The 19,657-nt window shown below is 61.9% G+C and carries 16 protein-coding genes; 1 reads left to right on the top strand and 15 read right to left on the bottom strand.

Annotated features, from left to right (window positions below):
• Nucleotides 1-206: 206 nt before the first annotated feature.
• Nucleotides 207-956, bottom strand: coding sequence for a Crp/Fnr family transcriptional regulator (locus A4R29_RS05815; RefSeq protein WP_063171454.1), 750 nt, complete (start codon nucleotides 954-956; stop codon nucleotides 207-209).
• Between the two features lie 155 nt (nucleotides 957-1,111).
• On the opposite strand from A4R29_RS05815, the gene hemN reads away from it, so the two are divergent.
• Nucleotides 1,112-2,461 (top strand): oxygen-independent coproporphyrinogen III oxidase, encoded by a 1,350-nt coding sequence (gene hemN, locus A4R29_RS05810; RefSeq protein WP_063171453.1) that lies wholly within the window; start codon nucleotides 1,112-1,114, stop codon nucleotides 2,459-2,461.
• A gap of 320 nt (nucleotides 2,462-2,781) precedes the next feature.
• Here the strand turns inward: hemN and A4R29_RS05805 are convergent, their stop codons facing one another.
• The 14 genes from A4R29_RS05805 to rlxS all read right to left on the bottom strand — a co-directional run bounded on the left by A4R29_RS05805 (nucleotide 2,782) and on the right by rlxS (nucleotide 19,496).
• Nucleotides 2,782-3,054 carry a DUF2274 domain-containing protein gene (locus tag A4R29_RS05805; RefSeq protein ID WP_063171452.1) on the bottom strand — a complete coding sequence of 91 codons (273 nt, stop codon included), beginning with the start codon at nucleotides 3,052-3,054 and terminating at the stop codon, nucleotides 2,782-2,784.
• 2 nt (nucleotides 3,055-3,056) lie between these two features.
• Nucleotides 3,057-4,277: a TraB/TrbI/VirB10 family type IV secretion system protein gene (locus A4R29_RS05800; RefSeq protein ID WP_063171451.1), complete on the bottom strand. Its 1,221-nt coding sequence runs from the start codon at nucleotides 4,275-4,277 to the stop codon at nucleotides 3,057-3,059.
• 13 nt (nucleotides 4,278-4,290) lie between these two features.
• Entirely contained in the window at nucleotides 4,291-5,319 is a 1,029-nt protein-coding gene (trbG, locus tag A4R29_RS05795; protein ID WP_063171450.1) for a P-type conjugative transfer protein TrbG, read from the bottom strand.
• The gene (gene trbF, locus A4R29_RS05790) at nucleotides 5,309-6,040 is read right to left on the bottom strand and encodes a conjugal transfer protein TrbF (RefSeq protein WP_063171449.1); all 732 of its coding nucleotides are present in this window, start codon (nucleotides 6,038-6,040) and stop codon (nucleotides 5,309-5,311) included. Before trbF ends, trbG begins: the two co-directional genes overlap by 11 nt.
• A complete protein-coding gene (gene trbL / locus A4R29_RS05785) occupies nucleotides 6,041-7,363 on the bottom strand; it encodes a P-type conjugative transfer protein TrbL (RefSeq protein WP_063171448.1) in 1,323 nt (440 codons plus the stop codon).
• A gap of 30 nt (nucleotides 7,364-7,393) precedes the next feature.
• A complete protein-coding gene (gene trbJ, locus A4R29_RS05780) occupies nucleotides 7,394-8,119 on the bottom strand; it encodes a P-type conjugative transfer protein TrbJ (protein ID WP_063171447.1) in 726 nt (241 codons plus the stop codon).
• Nucleotides 8,116-10,566, bottom strand: a complete 2,451-nt coding sequence (gene trbE / locus A4R29_RS05775; protein WP_063171446.1) for a conjugal transfer protein TrbE — start codon at nucleotides 10,564-10,566, stop codon at nucleotides 8,116-8,118. Before trbE ends, trbJ begins: the two co-directional genes overlap by 4 nt.
• Nucleotides 10,560-10,829, bottom strand: coding sequence for a VirB3 family type IV secretion system protein (locus tag A4R29_RS05770; RefSeq protein WP_027164072.1), 270 nt, complete (start codon nucleotides 10,827-10,829; stop codon nucleotides 10,560-10,562). Before A4R29_RS05770 ends, trbE begins: the two co-directional genes overlap by 7 nt.
• On the bottom strand, nucleotides 10,829-11,137 hold the full coding sequence (locus A4R29_RS05765) for a TrbC/VirB2 family type IV secretion system protein (RefSeq protein ID WP_027164073.1): 309 nt from the start codon (nucleotides 11,135-11,137) through the stop codon (nucleotides 10,829-10,831). Before A4R29_RS05765 ends, A4R29_RS05770 begins: the two co-directional genes overlap by 1 nt.
• A gap of 11 nt (nucleotides 11,138-11,148) precedes the next feature.
• The gene (gene trbB, locus A4R29_RS05760; protein WP_063171445.1) at nucleotides 11,149-12,117 is read right to left on the bottom strand and encodes a P-type conjugative transfer ATPase TrbB; all 969 of its coding nucleotides are present in this window, start codon (nucleotides 12,115-12,117) and stop codon (nucleotides 11,149-11,151) included.
• Nucleotides 12,114-12,527 (bottom strand): hypothetical protein, encoded by a 414-nt coding sequence (locus tag A4R29_RS05755; RefSeq protein ID WP_063173591.1) that lies wholly within the window; start codon nucleotides 12,525-12,527, stop codon nucleotides 12,114-12,116. The genes trbB and A4R29_RS05755 overlap by 4 nt, the downstream gene beginning before the upstream one ends.
• Nucleotides 12,528-12,644: 117 nt before the next feature.
• On the bottom strand, nucleotides 12,645-14,675 hold the full coding sequence (locus tag A4R29_RS05750) for a conjugal transfer protein TraG (RefSeq protein ID WP_063171444.1): 2,031 nt from the start codon (nucleotides 14,673-14,675) through the stop codon (nucleotides 12,645-12,647).
• Between the two features lie 346 nt (nucleotides 14,676-15,021).
• Nucleotides 15,022-16,845, bottom strand: coding sequence for a glutamine--fructose-6-phosphate transaminase (isomerizing) (gene glmS / locus A4R29_RS05745; protein ID WP_063171443.1), 1,824 nt, complete (start codon nucleotides 16,843-16,845; stop codon nucleotides 15,022-15,024).
• 680 nt (nucleotides 16,846-17,525) lie between these two features.
• On the bottom strand, nucleotides 17,526-19,496 hold the full coding sequence (gene rlxS / locus A4R29_RS05740; RefSeq protein ID WP_063171442.1) for a relaxase/mobilization nuclease RlxS: 1,971 nt from the start codon (nucleotides 19,494-19,496) through the stop codon (nucleotides 17,526-17,528).
• Nucleotides 19,497-19,657 lie beyond the last annotated feature (161 nt).

Genomic DNA, 19,657 nt, shown 5'->3' with positions numbered 1-19,657 from the left:
CACTACCATTGCGGGTACGAGGACCTCAACGATCAATGCTTCATCGGCGAGCGAAACACTCATGGCGGGTGGCTAGCTTATCCGATAAGGGTCGCGGATGCTCTCGTGTCCATGCTACCGGAGGCTCGAAGGCTGCAGCGACCGTTCGAACGCAGCATGTCCTGCCGCGGCTTCGGAGTTGGCGGCGCAGACCCCGCCGCTTGGGGTTATTCAAACTGCCGCGGCCTTCGGCCGCCGCAACGCTGCTCCAGCCGGCCGACGCTCTCCACCATCACATGGCGTTTGTTCTCGATCCGGATCACGCCTTCAGCTCGCAATCGAGTCAGCTGCCGGCTCACGGTCTCATTCGTCAGTCCAAGGAAATCAGAGATGTCGGCACGAGTCAGCGGCAGATCGAAGGACGCCGAGCTGGCAGTCGGATTAACATTGGTATCGATATTCAGGGCGATCATGAGAAGAAAACTCGCCACCTTTTCCGATGCCGTCTTGCGTCCGAGCGTCACCATCCATTCGCGTGCTGCGTCAAGTTCGTCCAGCGTCTGCTTGAGCAGGCGGCGCTCGAGTTCCGGTGAATCCTTCATCATCCGTTCGAGGGCTGGCTTGGGGAACGAACACAGCGTGACAACAGTTGCCGCTTCCGCACTGATCTCACTCTCCACCTTGAAGGGTCGCCCCAGAAAATCCGGTGCAAACTGGAGAGCTACGACCTGCTGGCGCCCGTCCGAAAGGCTCTTCGTCAGCTTCACCACGCCTGAAAGCACATTCGAATAGCTGCCGACAGCCTCGCAGTCGCCGATCAGTTCGACTCCTGGCTCGATCTTGTGCCGCGACGAAGTCTTGGCGAGCCAAACCAAACGCTCTGGATCGAGCGCACCGCAAATACCACGACGCCTTCCCTCGCAAGAGCGGCAAAGAACGGGAATGCCGGAACTGTGAATGTCTTGCCGTAATGTCATGCGCTCGCTCTACCCTCTCCCAAGCACCGACAGGATAGCAATCCAGGGTAGAAAAATCCTTGCGGCAGTTTGTCCGAGCTGCACTTGATCGAAATCAGGGCGTTGGCCGGCCAATCAGTCAACAGTTCCAGCGATGCAAACATGGTGACCACGACATGCAGTCGAAAGTAGCTGCCTGGATTGTCGAAAACGTCCCTCGCTACACCAGCTATCCGACGGCACCGCATTTCCATGAGGGCGTCGATGCTGGGGCTTATCGTGGCTGGCTGGAGGCGCTCGGCGGGGACGATGAGATATCGCTCTACGTGCACATCCCATATTGCGACAAACTTTGCTGGTTCTGTGCGTGCCACACAAAGCAGACACGCCACTACGAACCGGTTACTACCTATCTGCGGTCATTGCATGCTGAGATCGCCACCGTCGCCAGTCTTGTCGCAGGCATGGGCCGCGTGCGTACTATCCATTTCGGCGGCGGTTCGCCGACGATGCTCAAACCCGAAGATATGGTGGCCTTGGCAACCGTCCTGCGCAACAGCTTCACATTTCTTCCCGGCGCCAAGATCAGCGTCGAAATCGAACCCAACGATATGAACGAAGCCCGCCTCGACGCGCTTGCCGAAATCGGCATGACGAGGGCGAGCCTCGGCGTGCAGGATTTCGATCCGAAGGTGCAAAAGGCCATCAATCGCGAGCAGACCTTCTTGCAGACCAAAACAGTTGTCGACGGCGTTCGGTCCCGCGGCGTCGAATCGGTCAACCTGGACCTGCTCTACGGCTTGCCGCACCAGACCAGGGAGGGAGTCCTGTCCACAGTCATGCAGGCGCTGACGCTCGCGCCCGACCGGATCGCCCTTTTTGGCTACGCCCATGTGCCATGGTTCAAGAAACATCAGACCATGATCGACGAGGCCTGGTTGCCAGGCCCGGAGGAGCGGCTTGCCCAATCGCAACTGGCAGCACGCGTCATCCTCGACCAAGGATACGAAGCAATCGGGCTCGACCATTTCGCCAAACCGAACGATGCGCTGGCCCTGGCGGCGCGCGCCGGGACCCTGCGTCGCAACTTTCAGGGCTATACCGAGGATCGCTGCGAAACTTTAATCGGCCTCGGCCCCTCGTCCATCAGCCAATTCAAGCAAGGCTACGTCCAGAACATGCCTACAACCGCCGAATATAGCCGCATGGTGGATCAGGGTGGGTTGGCTTCGGTCCGCGGAATTCTTTTTTCCAACGACGACCGCGCTCGCGGCTGGATCATCGAGCGGCTGATGTGCGATTTCGGCTTCTCGGCAGTCGATTTGGTGGAACGCTTCGGCAAAGCCGGCCAGAAGCTCCTTCTCCGGTCGAGTACCGTGGCCCTCGACAACCCCGTCCGATTGCTTGAACTCGATGGCGACCGTTTCGTCGTGCCGGTGGAAAGTCGTCCCTTTGTCAGGAGCGTCGCTGCGAAGTTCGACAAATATCTCGAAAGCGGAAAGGCTAGGCACTCGGTGGCAGTTTGAGCCAGAGCGCGTCGCAGACCGGGCAGGGTCCATCATCGGTGACCTTTCGCCATGCCACGATGTTGTCAGCGCACCCCTCTCGTTGAAGAATCAATGACAAGCACGCACGCATACGAATCGCATCGGAAAAACCTAAGCTGACGCGCTGCATCCACGCTGCCTCCACACGACGCTGCCGCCTTAGTGGTTGTCTTCCCGGTCGAGATCGGCTGCCGCATGATGGCGATGGACCATCGCTTGGCGACGGCTCGGCCTCATATGGATGGACCCGCCGAGCGGGCGGTGCGCCACCATTGCACTTGACCAACTCTCTGCTGCGGTCATTTGGAATCTGAAGCTGGCTGAGACCGCGACTTGCCCGGGACGCTGGCCGTCGCCATACCTTCTTTTCTGGCCTTGGCAAACGCTCGGTCGCCTTCCAGAAATCCCGCCAGCATGAAAGGGATGAGTTCCGCCACCGTTTCAGACTCGCCGTAGGTCTGACGATAGAGCGCAGCATACGCATTGAGTTCTTGGCTCAACTCCGCGCTCACGGTGATGGTGATCTTCAAAGGCGTTCGATCTGGAAGCTTACCAAGTTTCAAATTGGCCATAATCACTCCCGTTCAACTTTGTACGGCCGCAGCAAAAGGTCCTTGTGCACGATGACGCGCAGCGGCCAGCCTGGCCGGATAGTGATGGTGGGCTGAACATTGAGATTCTTCTCAATTATGCGCTGGCCGGCTCGACTAACATTCTGCTGGGCGGATTCGCGGATCGCCTTGACCAGATCGCTTTCATTGTCTCCGAGGCTCAATTCGGTGCCCACGCCAAGCAAGGTCGCAAGCGCGACCCCCCTGATCAGCTGCCAGGTGTGGAAATCCACCTTGTCCTCAAGCCCTGCATATCCGGCGCTGTCTGTTGCCGGCAGATTGTCGATTTCGATCGAGGAACCGTCCGGCAGGACTATTCGCTGCCAGACCAGCAATGCGCGCCTTTGCCCAAACGCCACCACGCTGTCATAGGCGCCGATCAGCCGTGAACCTTGTGGAATGAGCAAGATGCTGCCCGTGACTGTGTCTTGGACATTCTCTGTGACCTGCGCGACGACAAGGCCGGGTAGGTCGGAATTGATGCCGGTGATCAGGCTAGCCGCGATCACGCTGCCAGCCATCAGCTGGTAGGGCGAAGCAGACGTCTGCAGCGCATGCGGATTGTAGATCCCGCTTGTGCTCCGCTGACTGACAAAATCCAGCTTGCGCTGTTGGTTGTTCTGATCGCCCTCGGCTGGAGCGACGGAAGCCGACGCGCCTGTCGCTCCCGGTTGCGGAACCGCTTCAGGCCGCTGCTGTACACTCTCCCCGCCGCCGGCGAGATCTGTCGGTCTCGGTCGATTGTCGATTCGGAACAACACTTGCGACTCGCGCGCTTCGATCGCCTGCTGGGCAAGGCGTTGATCCTCGGCGGAGACCTCCTGTCCCGGCGCGATGCCGAGTTGGCGCTGCCGCTCGAGGATGGGGCGGCCGAGATCACCCGGTAGCGGCGGTCCAAGCACCGGGGCCTTAGACTTGACGCCGGAATAATCCCTGGGCAGCCCGTCGAGTCCCTCGGCGGTGGGCTTGTGGTCAGGATGGTAGAGGTCTTCCGCATGCCCTTTGAATCGCAATGCCGGTCCCTGAAGCGCAATCATCATGACGCCCAAAATGGCACCGCATCCGGCGGCAGCGATCGCGACAATTACACCTCGCCTGAAGCGCACAGCCGCGCGGGGTGAGGCGCGCAGCTGGAGCTGGTCGGGATCAAGTTTCGGCGGCGCATTGGAGTGGGACGTAGTCATGAGCCTTGTCCCCTCACCTGCCAAAACCGGCAAAGAGTGGCATCCGACGCGGCAATTGCCGACCGTCAATCCTTGTGATGCGCACGACCTGCTGCGGCTTGGCGCCGAGGCGCAGTTCGGCCGCGGCGAACAGGCGATCGACGATGTAGTAGTTGCCGCGCATGCGGTAGTTGACCAGCTGATTGCCGCCGTCAGCACCGACGATGAAGAGCGGCGGCGCCTCGCCCTGATCGATGCGGCGCGGGAATTCGATATAGACCTTGCTGCCGTCGTCAAAGGCCCGTGTCGGTCTCCAGGGCGGTGTGTCGCCGGCTATTGAATAGCGGAATCGGATATTTTCGAGCGCAACATTCGACGCGACCGGCGTAGCAGCCTCGGCCTGAACGTTTCGCCGGCGCAGCGCTAGGATCTGGTCTTCGCTGTAAGTCCAAGAGATGGCCGCCATTGCGGTCTTCTCCGTGCTTTGGAGCTGCAAGTGATAGGTGCGTCGATCCGTGGTGATCACCAGATTTGTGGTAAGCTCGGGCGCAAACGGCTTCACCAAAACATGGGTGCGCTGACTGTCACCGGTGCCACTGACGGTATCGCCTATGACCCACCGGACCGTGTCCCCGGCGGACACGGCTGTCAGCTTCTCGCCCGGCTGCAGAGCGATATCGGTGACGCGCTCCGGCGCGGCAAAGAGCTGATAAAGCGCACCGTCGGTGAAGGGATAGATCTGGACCGCGTTGACATAGCCATACCTGGTTGGCTGCCGGGTTGCGGCCTTGTTGGCATCGGCAACGCGTTCTTCAGGTGAGCGCTTGTCTTCGGCGACCTTGACCGGGTCAGGCTGCAACTGGCCGGGAAGCGGTAGCGGCTTTGGCACCTCGACGATCTTGACCGGTTGCTCCGGCGGCTTCTCGATCGACGCTGCTTTGAAGTCGGCAGCGTCATAGGAAATCTCGGGCGGTGGCACCGGCTTGGATGCGCAGGCCGACAGTACCGCGGCTGAGGCCGACAGGATCAGCGCGGCACGGAGCGATGGGGCTCTATTTGTCATTGGCGGGCTCCTTGGGGGAAACGAATGACGGCGCGGCGCTGTCGAGCTCGCGCGACCAATCGATGGCGTTGATGAAGACGCCGAGCGGATTCTTGCGCAGTTGGTCCGCATTGCTTGGCGGCCGGATCATGACCGTGAGGATCGCCGTCCAGCGGGTCGTGCTGGCAAGGCTGCCGCGCTCAAATACCTGCTCGGTCCATTTGACCTGGAACGAGCTGTCGGAAGCCCGCACCACGCTGGTCACCTGGACGGACACGCTGCGCGTGCCGATCTGACCGAAAGGGTCGTTCGCCTTGGCATATTCGTTGAGAAAGTGCGCGGCGCGGTCGGTGGCAAAGTCATAGGCCGCCAACCAGTTCTGCCGCACCAACACCGGATCGGTGGAAACGGAACGGATATTCTGGATGAAGCGGCCAAGATGCCATGCGATCTGGGCATCCGTTGGCTCGTAGTCCTGGATTGCCGGGGCTACGGCGCGCGCCTCGCCAAAGCGGTCGACCTCGACGACGTATGGCACAACCCGGCTCTGCATCGACTGCCAAATGAGCCCGCCCGAGAGCCCGGTTGCCAACGCCAGGCAGCCAAGAGCCATCAGCCGCCAATTGCGGGCCTGCACCCGCGATGAGCCGATGCGCTCATCCCACAGGTGGCCCGCCCTCTGGTACGGTGTAATGGGCTCGGGTGTCTTGCCGTAGCGTTGAACGGGTCGCTTGAAGAGCATCTAGTCGTCCTTGTCGTTGAGAGAGGGATTGGCGCTACCGCCCGGTCTGTCACCATCACGCACGGCCTGTATGGCGGCGTGGCGGTGGGCTCGCGCAGACTGCTGGGAACGCAGGCGCCTGGCCCAGCCAGGGGCCGCATCGGCGGTCGAACCCGCAGCACTTTCAGTCATCGACGCGAAAGACGACCCGCCGGTCGCGGTCCATGCGGCTTGGCGCCCGGCATCGGCGCTGCGTCCGAAGGTTCCCGCGGCAGATCGTGCCGCTCGCATCGCGGCGCCACTGGCGGCACCTGCCACGCCCTGCATCCCAGCAGCCACACCGGACAGGCCGGATTCAGGCGAGGTTGCACGCCCCAACTGCCATGCTGAGGAAGCTGCCGAACCGATGGTCGTGCCGGCTCGAATTGCGGCAAGTCCGCCATCAGCTGCCACGCGCGCGCCAGCGACCGCGGCACCTCCGGCAACGAGTGATGCACCGGCCGCGGCCGCGGCCGTACCCAGGGCGGCGCCCGCACCAAGCTGCGGGGCGCCGGAGACGAGACCGGATGCTATTCCAGGCCCGAAGATCCCTAGCCCAAGAAGCGCCAACGCGCCCAACACCTGCGACATGGCTGCGGCCAAATCCGGCTCCTTGCCTTGCAGCGCGGAAGCGAACTCGCCGAACAGTGTGGATCCGATGCCGACGACGACGCCAAGCACCATCACCTTGATGCCCGACGAGATCACGTTGCCGAGCACACGCTCGGCCAGGAACGCCGACCGGTTCCAGAGTGCGAAGGGCACCAGAACGAATCCGGCGAGAGTGGTGAGCTTGAACTCCAGAATGGTGATGAAGAGCTGGATGGAAAGAATGAAGAAGGCGATGATGACCAGGAACCAGGCCACGAGCAGCACGAAAATGGTGAGCGCGTTGCCGAAGATTTCAGGAAAGCCAAGAAGCTGGCTCGCCTGATCGAGCAGCGGCCAGGCGCCCTCAAAGCCTGTGGCGGCAATACGTCCGGGCCGCAGGAGATTGTCGGGGGAAAGATTGTCGGCAGAAGCGTTGATGCCCAGCCCGGCAAAAGAGCGGTATATAATGTCGGCGAGGTTCTTGAAATTGTTCAGGATGAAAGCGAAAACGCCGACATAGAGCACCTTGCGGACGAGGCGGCCCAGAATGTTGGGCTCGCCGGCGAATGCCCAAGCGAGCCCGGCTAACGTTATGTCGATGCCGATCAGCGTCGTGGTGAGGAAGGCGACATCGCCCGACAGCAGACCGAACCCGCTGTCGATATAGCGGATGAAAGTCTCCATGAAGCGATCGATGACCCCGAGGTCGTTCATTCCGCCTTCCCCTCGTGAAAGAACTGGTGATCAGTTGGCGGGATAGGCCGTGCCGGTGCCGAGGAATCGCTTTGTCGTCTGGCGGGCGGCTTCTTCAGACTGCGCCTTGCGAGCCGCGTCCTCCGCCTCAGCGCGAAACTGCGTCGCGAGCAGCGTCTGGATCTGCATCTGCTGCTTGGTTGACAGCGCGATCAGTTGGTTGGTGGCCTGGCTTGCCTCAAGCGCACCGGCAGCACCCTGGCTGCGGTTGACGAGATCAGCAAGCAGGTCGCGATCGCCGCGGACGTTCGCGAGGATCTGCGACTGGACACCCATCGTCTGCCGGAACGCCTGCATGGCGCTCTGCCAGCGCTCGCGCGCTGCGGTTGCCACATCGCTGACCTTGATCGTAGCGTCGTAGCTTTCGGGATATTGATTGCGCCACTGGTCCTGCAGCTTGCCCAGATCAAAACTCAGGCCACTCGCCTGGTCCATGAGGCCGTCGATTCGCTGCAGCGAACCGGTGAGCTGGCCCACCGAAGAAAAATCCAGCCTCTGAAGGTTGCGCGCCATGTTCTGCAGCATGGTCGCCTGGTTCTGGAGCGACTGGATCTGGTTGTTGATCTGCTCCAGCGAGCGCGCCGCCGTCAGCACGTTCTGGGTATAGTTCGACGGATCGAAGACAATGAGCGCATAGGCTGGCTGGACATAGTCGGCCATCGGTTTGGCGAGGAGGGAAAGGGTGATCAGGCCGGAAAGGAAACGGCGCCGCATCATGACGATTGCTCCATGTCTGGTTGAGGGAATTGGCGGAGAAGCTCGGCGGCCCACTCGTGACCGCGGGCATTTAGGAAGTGGGAGGCAAAGCCGTCCTGCCCGTGCTCCGACAGGATCCTGTCGATCAGGGTCTGGCTGGCGGGATCGGAGGCACCGCATAGCGCAAGCGCGATGACGCCCAAGCCCAGGTCGAACAGACGATTGCCGCGGCGCGATTGCAGATAGTAGTGCCGCTTCGGCGTGGCGCGCGCGACCAGTTCGATCTGCCGCTCGTTCAGGCCGAAACGCTCGTAGGCTTCCCGTGCCTGCGGTTCCACGGCACGATCGTTGGGAAGAAAGATGCGCTGCGGGCAGCTCTCGATGATAGCCGGTGCGATTGCAGAGCCGGCGATGTCGGCCAGTGACTGCGTGGCGAAAATGACGGAGACGTTCTTCTTGCGCAGTACCTTCAGCCATTCGCGCAGGCGGGCGGCAAAGAGCGGATTGTCGAGATAGAGCCAAGCCTCGTCGAGCATGAGCAAGGTCGGTCGCCCATCGAACCGCGCTTCTAGGCGATGGAAAAGATTGGTGAGCACCGGCAGAACAGCGCCTTGGCTGTGCATCAGCTCTTCGGTCTCGAAGCACTGCACATCCGACAAGGCCAGCCGATCGTCATCCGCGTCGAGCAATCGGCCGAAGGGGCCGTCGAGCGTGTAGGGCATCAATGCGGACTTCAGCGCGTTGGACTGAAGCAAGAGCGACAAGCCGGTGAGTGTGCGTTCCTGTGCCGGCGCGGTTGCAAGACTGGTGAGCGCCGACCAGATTGCCTCTTTCGCCTCTGGGGTGACGGTGACGTTCTCATGAGCGATGAGTCCGGCGATCCATTCGGCCGCCCAGCTGCGGATGGCCGGATCATCAACCTTGCGCAGCGGCTGGAAGGCAAGCGCACCGTGCGCACGCAGCGCGTGGTGCTCTCCACCCATGGCAAGAATTGCGGCGCGGGCTGAATTGCCTTTGTCGAAGACATAGACCTGCGCGCCGGCATAGCGTCGGAACTGCAGCGCGAAGAGGGCAACGAGAACCGACTTGCCGGCACCAGTCGGTCCCACGATCAGCATGTGGCCGACATCGTCGACGTGGGTGGAGAGCCGGAACGGTGTCGACCCGCTGGTTGAGGCGAAGAGAAGCGGCGGGGCCTCTGCCTGGATTGCCTTGGCGAGATGCTCGTTCGCCGCCGGGCCGGCCCACACCGAGGAAAGCGGCATCAAGTGGGCGAGGTTCAATGTGTGAACGAGCGGCTGGCGCACATTCGCGTAAACATGGCCGGGCAACGAGCCGAGCCAGGCCTCGACCGCATTCACGCCTTCACGGATCGTGGCGAAGCCGAGGCCATTGACGACGCGCTCGACCGCGCGAAGTTTGGCCGCGGCGGCTTGATGGTCCTCGTCCCATACCGTCACCGTCGTCGTCAGATAGCCAAACCCGACATGATCGCCGCCTAACGCCTGGAGTGCGGCGTCGGCATCGAGCGCCTTGTTTTCGGCGTCGCTGTCGACGAGCGGGACAGGTTCACTGGTCACCACCTCGCGCAGGATGGCCGCGATCGACTTGCGCTTGGCAAACCACTGCCGCCGCAACCGTGTCAGCGTCTTGGCGGCCTCCGTCTTGTCGAGCGGAATGAAGCGTGTCATCCAGCGATAGGCGAAATCCTGGTGGTTGAGCGCGTCGAGAATTCCGGGCCGTGTGACATTCGGAAAACCGAGAATGGTGAGCGTGCGCAGATGTTGGTCGCCAAGCACCGGCTCCAATCCGCCAGTAAGCGGCGCATCGACCAGGATGCCGTCGAGATAGATCGGCGTTTCCGGCACGGCGACGGGATGGCGGCTGGTCGAGATCGTGCCGTGGAGGTAAGTCAGCGTCTCGGCATCATCCAGTGCGCGTATTTCGGGCATCAAGCCCGACAGGAGATCCTGCACGCGGCCGGTCTCGTCCCGGAACCGCGCCAGTTCCTGGCGCCACTCTCTCTCGCCTTGTGAATGATGCGAGTCGACGAGAGCGCTTTGCGCCCGCGCCTGGCTATCCGGCGGCGGCATGAACGCCAGCGTCAGGTGGTAGCGGCTCTCGTAGTGCGCGACCTTGCCTTGAAAGGCCGCGCGCCGTTCTTCGTCGACCAGCCATGACGCAGCGTCGGGGAAGCGCGAGTCTGGATAGCCCAGCGCCTCGATCCGCTCGGCCTCGAAGAACAATGCCCAGCCAGAGCCGAGGCGTCTGAGCGCATTGTTGGCTCGCGCGCAGATGCCGATGAGTTCGGCTTCTGTTGCACTCTCGAGATCAGGGCCGCGGAATGCGAATGTGCGCTGGAAGCTGCCGTCCTTGTTGAGCACGATGCCTGGTGCTATCAGTGCGGCCCAAGGCAGATGATCGGCAAGCCGGTCGGCCTTGCCCCGATATTCCGAAAGATTCAGCATGCAAGCCACCCCCTCAGGCGAAGGTGGCGGACGAGCACGCCGGCGAAGTCCGGGTCGCGGCGGGCCGCGAAGACAGCCACAGTGTGCCCGCAGATCCACAGCACCAGTCCGGCAATCCACTGCTGCAAGCCAAGCCCGATCGCCGCGGCAACGGTGCCATTGAGGATCGCCACCGCTCGCGGCGCGCCGCCGAGCAGGATCGGTTCGGTCAGTGCCCGGTGAACCGGAACCTCGAAGCCTTCTATGTGCTCTCCGGCCAGCATCAGACGAGTGCCCCGCCGCCAAAGGAGAAGAAGGAGAGGAAGAAGCTCGATGCGGCAAAGGCGATCGACAGACCGAAGACAATCTGGATGAGCCGACGGAACCCACCTGCCGTGTCGCCAAAGGCGAGTGTCAGGCCGGTGGTGATGATGATGATGACCGCGATGATCTTGGCGACCGGACCCTGCACCGATTCCAAGATTTGCTGCAGCGGCTGCTCCCAAGGCATGCCGGAGCCGGCGGCGTATGCCGGAAACGTGAGTAGAAAAGCGAGCGCGGTGGCCCAGAGAAAGCGAAGCTTCTTGCGCATGAAATGACCTTTCAGAGTTGCTGGAGTTGCGGAAGCGTGAGCTGGGTGACGGCGTAGTCGCCACTGCTGTCGAGACCAGTGACCTCGGCGATCGCCTCGATGCGGCGTGAGGATCCGCGGCCAGCGATGAAGACGATCAGATCTATCGCCTCAGCGATGAGCCGGCGGGGAACGGCGACCACGGCTTCCTGTGCGAGCTGCTCGATGCGGTAGAGGGCAGACCGCGCCGAGTTGGCATGAACCGTGGCAATGCCGCCTGGATGACCGGTGTTCCAAGCCTTCAGCATGTCAAGCGCTTCGGCGCCTCTGATCTCGCCGACGATGATGCGATCGGGTCTGAGGCGCAGTGTCGAACGCACGAGATCGGCGAGCGTGACCGAACCCCGCCTCGTCCTCAGGGCAACGCGATCTTTTGCTGCGCATTGAAGTTCGCGCGTATCCTCGATCAGGATCACCCGCTCGTCGCAGTCGGCGACGACGGCCAGCAGCGCATTGGCAAGGGTTGTCTTGCCCGAGGACGTGCCGCCTGCGATCAGGATGTTGCGCCGTTCGCGGACGGCTCCCTTCAACGCATCGGCCTGCAGCGGCAGCATGACGCGGTCGGCGACATAATCGGCCAGGGTGTAGAGTTTTGCGGCAGGCTTACGGATAGCAAAGCATGGCGCCAGCACCACGGGTGGCAGCAGGCCTTCGAACCGCTCGCCCGACGGCAGTTCGGCGCTGACGATCGGATTATCCGCATGCGCTTCGGCGCGCACATGGGAAGCGACGAGGCGGACGATGCGCTCCGCCTCGGTAGGATGGATGTGCACGCCTGTGTCGACCAGGCCTTCTCCGAGCCGATCGAGGCGCAGTGCTCCGTCGGGATTGACCATCACCTCGATGATCAATGGATCGGAGAGCGCTTTGGTGATCGCCGGACCCATGGCGGTGCGCAGCATGGCGCTGCGGCGGTGGTCGGCTTCCGGATGAGAATTCACCCTTCCCCTCCCACGTCATTGTCTTTGCCAAGCGATCGCTTCCCGGAAGCGATCTGCCGACCCACCTGCTCGACAAATTTGTCGAAGCGCTCCTGGCCAACGGCTTGCGTTGCCCTGTCCGGGATCGGCGTGTGGGCGTGAAGCGTGATCGAAAAGCGGATGAAGAGCGCCAGGCTCTCCAGCATCATCTCGACGTCGCGCCTGACATAAGCGAGGTCGCGAGAAAGACGGTCGAGCCGTACGCCGTAGCGTTTGTCTAGCTCATTTTCGCCACGGCGCTCGATGAAGGTTTCCACCGCCTTTGCGACAATCGCCGATTTGGTGGTCGAAGGATCACGACTGAGTTTGTCCAACTTCTCGCTCAGCTCAAACTCAAGCAGAAACTGGTGACGAATGCGGCGGGGCTTCATGTGGCTTGTTCCAGCTGCCAGCGCCGGCGCGCCGGCGACGGGAACAAGCATCCGCCAGATGCCCAAGAAAGCTTATCGCCGTTATCTACGCCGAAATACGCCGTCAGGAAGCGGCGTTCAGAAGCCGGGCACGATGTCTTTGTCGTCGCCTCTTCCCTCGTTGATGCCGTAGGCGCGGGCAGCCGTCGAAATCCGATCCATGACACGCTTGTCGGCGACCGGCTCGCTATCATCGTCAACAGACTTGAAGAGATCGCCCTGGTCAGCTTCTTGAGAAAGCACGACTTGATTATCTGGCAGAGCTGGATGTCGCTGCTGCTGGACGCCGCCCTCGTCCCCGATCGCCGCGTCGGCAATCTCGTCGCCTGCAGCCAGACGGCTGTCAACGCCGCGGACCTGTCCAGTCCAATCGTCCGGGCGCGAAGCGGGACAGTCGGCGTAAGTGCCGTCCCGCAGCACCGGGGACGGTAGCACGCGTTCCGTGAAATTCCGATCCTGGTAGTAGCGCAGCTTCTGCGCGCGCAATGGCGGCAGCCCTGAAATCAGCACCAGCTCGTCGTTCTGGGGCAGCTGCATCACCTCGCCAGGAGTCAGCAGCGGTCGGGCCGTTTCCTGGCGGCTGACCATGACGTGCGACAGCCAGGGGGCCAGACGATGGCCGGCATAGTTGCGCATGGATCTCAGTTCCGTCGCCGTGCCGAGCGCGTCGGAGATGCGCTTGGCCGTGCGGTCGTCATTTGAGGAAAAAGCAATGCGCACATGGCAGTTGTCGAGAATGGCACTGTTCTCGCCGTAGGCCTTGGATATCTGGTTCAAGGATTGCGCGATCAAGTAAGCGCGAATGCCGTAGCCGGCCATGAAGGCGAGCGCGGTCTCGAAGAAATCTAACCGACCGAGCGCCGGGAATTCGTCGAGCATCATGAGGAGCCGATGTTTGCGACCCTTCTTAGGGTCGCCCTCAAGGCGCTCCGTCAGGCGTCTGCCGATCTGGTTCAGGATCAGTCGCACCAAAGGCTTGGTGCGCGAGATGTCCGACGGCGGCACGACCAGATAGAGCGACATCGGTCGCTCGGCGTCCATGAGATCGACAAGGCGCCAGTCGCAGGCCGATGTTGCCGACGCAACCGTCGGGTCGCGATAGAGGCCGAGGAACGACATGGCGGTCGATAAAACACCCGAACGCTCGTTTTCCGATTTGTTCAGCACCTCGCGTGCCGCCGAGGCCACCACCGGATGGACCTCAGGCTGGTCAGGCGTGCCCAGGTGGTTGGTGGTCATCATCCGCTGCAGCGTCGCGGAAAAGGAACGTTGCGGGTCCGACAGGAAAGTGGCGACGCGGGCAAGCGTCTTTTCCTCTTCGGCATAGAGAACGTGCAAAACGGCGCCGACGAGGAGGGAATGACTTGTCTTCTCCCAGTGGTTCCGGCGATCCAGCGCACCTTCCGGATCTACCAGGATGTCGGCGATGTTCTGGACGTCGCGGACCTCTTGCGGACCCTTTCGCACCTCAAGCAACGGGTTATAGCGCGCCGACCTGGGATCTGTCGGATTGAAGAGAAGACAATAGGAGAATTTCGACCGCCAGCCGGAGGTCAATTGCCAATTCTCGCCTTTGATATCGTGAATGACGGCCGACCCGGTCCAGGACAGAAGCGTTGGAACAACCAGTCCGACGCCCTTGCCTGATCGTGTTGGGGCAAAGGCCATGACGTGCTCGGGTCCGTCATGTCGCAGATAGCGATCCTTCAGCTTGCCGAGGAAAACGCCGCCCGGTCGAAACAGGCCTGCCCTCTCGATCTCCTGAGTTGTTGCCCACCTTGACGAGCCATAGGTCGTCACTGATCCGAGCTGTCGCGCGCGCCAGAGCGAGCCCACGATGGCTGCAGCACAGCCCACGAACCCACTGGCGCCGGCGAGCGCACCGGCCTTATCGAAGACCTCGGGCGCATAGGCGTCGAAATGGTACCACCATTCGAACAGTTTCCACGGCTCGTACATCGGCCAGCCAGCCACGACAAACCACGGCGTGCCGAGTGACGGCTGATGACCCAGCATGTGGGCGCACCACTGCGTGGCCGCCCACACCCCGAGGATGACGATTGCGAATACGACGGCGATCTGCCAAATCAGCAACTTCGTGGGCGTCATTGGCTTGCTCCGCTGTTCTGAACGTCGGGGGCAAGCATCGCGCAGCGCGATGTGAACTGAAATGCACACTACGCACGACCAGGTGCGATGGGGAACGGGCCGGATCGCTCACAGAGCAGCCTTTTACGTCCCTGGAGCCCGCGCCGCAGACTGGGTCAGCGGTTATGGCCGCCCTCGGCGATCGCGACCTATTCTGTGTTTTTGCTTCGTCTCATCAAAACGCAGGCATGCGTTTAGCGCGAGATACGACCCACAGGCAGCTCAACGGATCGGCATCTCCTCGACATCCAAGTGGCCGATGACGCGCTTTGCTCCGGCGTGTTTCGTACGGACGGGCCATCACAAATCATTCGACGGTAACCGATTTTGCGAGATTGCGCGGTTGGTCGACATCTTTGCCCATGAAGACAGCCGTGTCGTAGGCAAGAAGCTGTATCGGCAGGGCAAAGATCATTGGCGCGATAATCTCGTCGACGGTCGGCAGCACAATCGTGTGCATCGTTTTGAGTTTCGAAGCAGCGGCCCCCTTCTCATCAGTGATGAGGATAATCCGTCCTCCCCTGGCGGCCGCTTCCTCCATGTTGGAGACAGTCTTATCGAAAAAGCGATCATGTGGCGCGATGACGATCACTGGCATGTTTTCGTCGACCAATGCGAGCGGACCATGCTTCAATTCACCAGCCGCATATCCCTCGGCATGGATGTAGGAAATCTCCTTGAGCTTCAGCGCACCTTCCATGGCCAGTGGGAAACTGGTGCCGCGGCCGAGATACAGGACGTCATGGCACTTTGACAGTTCGCGCGCCAGGAGCTCGACATCTGGCTTTATGCTGTTCAGGACCTGGCGCATGATGCGCGGCATTTCGGCAAGACTCGCGACGAACGCCCTCGCCTCAGCTTCGGTTACCGTTCCACGGGCCCTGGCAGCACCAATGGCGAGTGTGGCAAGAACCACAAGCTGGCAGGTGAAAGCCTTGGTGGAGGCGACGCCGATCTCCGGCCCCGCAAGGATTGGGAAGACCGCGTCGGCCTCCCGCGCGATGGTCGATTCCCGGCTGTTGACGACAGCGCCGGTCGTCAGCCCACGCCCCTTGCAGTATCTCAGAGATGCGAGCGTGTCGGCGGTTTCACCGGACTGCGAAATGAAAAGAGCCGCCGAGTGCGGCGGCAATGGGATCTCCCGGTAGCGGAATTCGGACGCGACGTCGATTTCGACCGGCAGGCGCGCATAGCGCTCGAACCAGTATTTTGCGATCAGTCCAGCCAGATACGCTGTGCCGCAAGCCGAGATCGCCAGGCTCGGGATGCTGGCAAAATCTATGCAAGAAGCCGTGTCGATGGGATTCTCTTCGGAATTGATGTGATGAGCGAGCGCACGGGCGACAACCTCGGGCTGCTCATGAATTTCCTTCTCCATGAAATGGCGATAATTGCCCTTATCGGCCAGGTATGCCCCGGCAAGGGAAGTCTGGAGTGGACGCTCGACGGGATGGCCATCGAAATTGAAGATATCAGCTCCTGTCTTGCTGATAACGGCCCAGTCGCCGTCGACGAGATAGGTGATTGCATTTGTGAAGGGCGCAAGCGCGATGGCGTCGGAGCCCATGAACATCTCGCCGTCGCCGTGACCGATCGCCAATGGGGGTCCATTGCGCGCCGCCATGATGGTCGACGGATCATCCTCAAAGAGAACGGCAAGCGCGTAGGCACCGCTGATGCGCTTCAGCATGGCGTGCATTGCCTCGCCCCGCCCCATGCCCTCCCGGCGATATCTTGCCAAGAGATGAACGACGACTTCGGTGTCGGTATCGGTCTGGAACTCGGCGCCCGTCGCCGCCAGTTCGTCCTTCAACTCGGCGAAATTCTCGATGATGCCGTTGTGAACCACGGCCACACCCTCCGCAATGTGCGGGTGCGCGTTGCGCTCAGTGGGTGCCCCATGGGTTGCCCAACGCGTGTGTGCGATGCCGATGAAGCCACTCAGCGGCTCTTCCTTCAATCTTCTCTCGAGATTGACAAGCTTGCCCTTGGCGCGCCGGCAGTTCAACGAGCCCTCGCAAAGGGTGGCAACGCCGGCTGAGTCATAGCCGCGATATTCGAGCCGCTTCAACGCGTCAACCAACCGCTCCGACACTGGCTGATGCCCAACGATGCCAACAATCCCGCACATGATCGTCTCCGAACTCTTCTTCCCGGTAGCCTCAGTCGGCGCGAAGGAAACCCGCCACCGCTCAGCCCCTAGTGGAATTCGGCGAAAGAGGTAAAATCGATTGTTGGGATAGCTGCCATCCACCTAGCGGATAATCGGGAAACGTGTTTGACGACCCGGCGAGAGGAGCTTTGACCTCGGCTAAACAGGTCTCCTGACCTCAGCTTCACCCGTCTCAGAGAGTGAGAAGCCGTCAAATTCGCCACCAACTGTCGCGATTTGCGGGCTTTCGACCGAGCCGGCCGCGCAAATCGTCCCTGCAAGCTGTCCCTCGTGGGCACCGCCGCGGGTAGCGGGGAGGATGGTCCGGTGGCCGACTCAGTCGCGGAGTTGCCTGCGCTGCCATCGCAACCGGGCTGTGTCGATCTTATACAAAGCGGAATGCCAGGCCCTGCCGATGGCCCTAAGAATCATTTGCAATGCTACTTTCCTCTGCTGCCCAGCGCATTCCCGTCTTCCGCGTTGGTCGATGGATCGTGCATCAGAGATCGATGCCGATTCGAATGGGGCGCTATTAGCCTCAATTTTGGCTGCCCATGCAAGCGGGCGGACGCGTCGTGCCACCTTATGCCTCATGGTATGTGGAGCGCATCCACGGCAGACAGCCCTAAGACCGCGCCTGCGCATGGCTGCCATGAAAGTCACGAAACGCTTGGCCCACTCCTTTGCCGACCGATGTTCCAAGAGATACCCTCGCGCTGCACAAGGCCAGAAACCTCTTTGCCGATATGCCGCTCGAGCACCGGCCGCCACGGGACGAGCACGAACTCGCGCGATTTCTCGATAACGGCATATTTGCCGCTGGCGAGCTCAACTGAGCGGCGGAGCGTGCCCTCTACCCGGTCTCCGGGTCGCGTTTCAGCATAAGATAGACCTAGCTCTTCCGAGAGCTGACCGGCAACACGGTTCAGCTCGCGCTGGCGGAGAATCGCGATCAAATTGGCGCGATAGACGATCCGATCCTGCTCCTCATGGGCAAGGCCTTGCGCGATCAGCCACTGCTGTCGGCGGCTCCGCGCCTCCTGGGCTTCACGGCCGAAGCCCGAATTGCGCAACCTCTCTGATCCATCGGAGACCAGCTGGCTGTCGAGCCAGGTGGCGCCGTCAAAGCCAACCTGCCGCTGCAGAGGCATGGAAGAGAGCTTGTCGACCGTGACAGGTTGGGTCCTCGCCTGCTGGCGCTCGTAGGCGGTGACACGATGGAGATGATCCGGCGCGATGATCCAGGTGCCGTCGGGCTGGCGCTCCACGCCGCCGGTAGCGCGCCGGATCGCCTCCAGCCGACGGACATGCGTTTCGGCGAAGCGGTCGTTGGCGGTCGGATCGTGCTTCAGGTGAATGTCGATGTCGTAGTGGCCGTCATGTGCAGCCGCGATTTCGGCCACTGTGCGGTCAACCTGCCTTGGTTCTGTGTTCCTCGGCGCGACACGCACGATGCAGCCGTCGGGCGTCGGCTCTGTCGCCTCGCCTTTGCCGATGTCGATGTATCGGGTCTTGCCGTCAACACCGTCGACGATCAGGTAATGCCGGTCGGTGAGCTCGTCGGCCAGCCCGCGCGCGACAACACGGCCGACGACAGGGTCGACCGGCTCGCCGGATCGATCATGGATCAACCAGTCGGCGGCATTGCGGGAGATCCCTCTGCCCGTCAGCTCGCGATGCATGGTCTTGATGATGTCGCCGCGTTCCCCCATGCGGCGCAGCGTCGCTTCTAGCCCGTCATCGAGGCGCCAGCGACCCGAGCTGATCTCTTCGGCCAGATGCATCCGCTCGAGCTTGCGCAGGCGCCCCTGCTCCAAGGTTTGCCGAAACGCGTCGCGACTATCCGGCGAAACGAGCCCACTGTCGTCACGCCGTTGCAGCAGGCGCCGGTCGATGCTGGTGAACCGTTCCTGCTCCATTTCCTGACGCAGGCGGTGCTCGATCTCGTGGTCGGTGCGCGGACCGAGATCGAGGCTGACCAGCTCGGCGGCGCGCTCGCGGATGCCGCTGGAGATGTATTCGCGCGCTATGACGAGATTCTCGCCGAGATCGTCCTTGCCACGCACGATGATGTGGGTGTGCGGATGGCCGGTGTTGAAATGATCCACGGCAACCCAGTCGAGCTTCGTGCCGAGATCCTCCTCCATCTGTGCCATGAGCCGCCGCGTCAGTGGCTTGAGGTCGTCGAATTCAATGCCGTCCTCGGGTGCGACGATGATGCGGAATTGATGGCGATCGCCATCGGCACGATCGAGGAAGTCCTTGCCGGCGACGCGGTCGCTGTCGGCGCCGTAGAGCTCGCCAGGCGCGCCGTCCCGGGTGACGCCGTCGCGCTGGATGTAGCGCAGATGAGCACGCGCCCCGTCCGCGCTCTTGCCGGCCAGCTTGATGACACGCGCCTTGACGACTACCCGGCGCTGGCGGAAGGCTGCATGGCGATCGCGTGACTTCAGCAGCGCGGCCGTCGCCCCGCCGCGGCCCGTCCGGCTTCCCACGAAGCGGCCACCATGCTGGGGCCGGCCACCGGCTCGATTGATCGCCGCCCGGACCTGGCCGGCAAAGCGTTTGCCTGCCTTCGAACCACGGGAGCCTATCTTCCCGAGCTTGGGTCTGAACTCGTCATCCTGCATGCTTAGCCTCCGCGTTTTACAGAGTCGGATTAGCCATTTGCGCTCCGAAGCTCTCCTGGCGCTGGAGGCTGCCTCCGGCAAAAAAGATGTGCAGACAAACACTTCGCCGCCTCATGGAGGCGGTGCCTTTATCTTGCCTTACGCGCCCTGCCCCTTCGGAC

The organism is Mesorhizobium ciceri biovar biserrulae, assembly GCF_001618845.1.
Lineage (GTDB): Bacteria > Pseudomonadota > Alphaproteobacteria > Rhizobiales > Rhizobiaceae > Mesorhizobium > Mesorhizobium ciceri.
Note: the sequence above shows the minus strand (reverse complement) of the source record. Positions and strands in the feature narration are given on the sequence as shown.

Coding starts and splice junctions, on each gene's coding strand:
- A4R29_RS05815 (WP_063171454.1), bottom strand. CDS start 956: ATGACATTACGGCAAGACATTCACAGTTCCGGCATTCCCGTTCTTTGC.
- hemN (WP_063171453.1), top strand. CDS start 1,112: ATGCAGTCGAAAGTAGCTGCCTGGATTGTCGAAAACGTCCCTCGCTAC.
- A4R29_RS05805 (WP_063171452.1), bottom strand. CDS start 3,054: ATGGCCAATTTGAAACTTGGTAAGCTTCCAGATCGAACGCCTTTGAAG.
- A4R29_RS05800 (WP_063171451.1), bottom strand. CDS start 4,277: ATGACTACGTCCCACTCCAATGCGCCGCCGAAACTTGATCCCGACCAG.
- trbG (WP_063171450.1), bottom strand. CDS start 5,319: ATGACAAATAGAGCCCCATCGCTCCGTGCCGCGCTGATCCTGTCGGCC.
- trbF (WP_063171449.1), bottom strand. CDS start 6,040: ATGCTCTTCAAGCGACCCGTTCAACGCTACGGCAAGACACCCGAGCCC.
- trbL (WP_063171448.1), bottom strand. CDS start 7,363: ATGAACGACCTCGGGGTCATCGATCGCTTCATGGAGACTTTCATCCGC.
- trbJ (WP_063171447.1), bottom strand. CDS start 8,119: ATGATGCGGCGCCGTTTCCTTTCCGGCCTGATCACCCTTTCCCTCCTC.
- trbE (WP_063171446.1), bottom strand. CDS start 10,566: ATGCTGAATCTTTCGGAATATCGGGGCAAGGCCGACCGGCTTGCCGAT.
- A4R29_RS05770 (WP_027164072.1), bottom strand. CDS start 10,829: ATGCTGGCCGGAGAGCACATAGAAGGCTTCGAGGTTCCGGTTCACCGG.
- A4R29_RS05765 (WP_027164073.1), bottom strand. CDS start 11,137: ATGCGCAAGAAGCTTCGCTTTCTCTGGGCCACCGCGCTCGCTTTTCTA.
- A4R29_RS05755 (WP_063173591.1), bottom strand. CDS start 12,527: ATGAAGCCCCGCCGCATTCGTCACCAGTTTCTGCTTGAGTTTGAGCTG.
- A4R29_RS05750 (WP_063171444.1), bottom strand. CDS start 14,675: ATGACGCCCACGAAGTTGCTGATTTGGCAGATCGCCGTCGTATTCGCA.
- glmS (WP_063171443.1), bottom strand. CDS start 16,845: ATGTGCGGGATTGTTGGCATCGTTGGGCATCAGCCAGTGTCGGAGCGG.
- rlxS (WP_063171442.1), bottom strand. CDS start 19,496: ATGCAGGATGACGAGTTCAGACCCAAGCTCGGGAAGATAGGCTCCCGT.